At 72.7% G+C, this 399-nt stretch carries 1 pseudogene; it reads left to right on the forward strand.

Annotation, left to right across the window (positions count from 1 at the left end):
- Positions 1–322 (forward strand): annotated as a pseudogene (locus KDL01_RS42555) (MFS transporter); the annotation flags it as partial.
- Positions 323–399: the final 77 nt, after the last annotated feature.

A 399-nucleotide genomic window follows, 5' to 3' on the forward strand; every position in this document is an offset into this window, starting at 1 on the left:
GCTGTGCACGGTGCTGGGGGCCTGCGGACCGGCCTCGATGATCGGCTTCGACTTCGCCCGCCCGGCGAACCCGCCGGAGCGGCAGGGCACGGCCTCCGGGATCACCAACATGGGCGGCTTCATCGCCTCCATGACCACCCTGTTCGCGATCGGTGTGCTGCTGGACGCCACCGGGGGCGACTACACCGTCGCCTTCTCCGCCGTCTTCCTGCTCCAGGCCCTCGGGGTCGTCCAGATCCTGCGGCTGCGCGGTCGCGCGGTGCGCAGGGAGCGGGAGCGGCTGGTCGCCAGCCGGGTGGAGACGGTGCACGTGCCCGCGTGAGCGGACCGGCACCGGCTCAGCGCACGGGTACGAGGGTGAGGTACGCCAGGCCCAGCACGCCGCGGTAGCTCATCCAC

Source organism: Actinospica durhamensis (assembly GCF_018139695.1).
GTDB lineage: Bacteria > Actinomycetota > Actinomycetes > Streptomycetales > Catenulisporaceae > Actinospica > Actinospica durhamensis.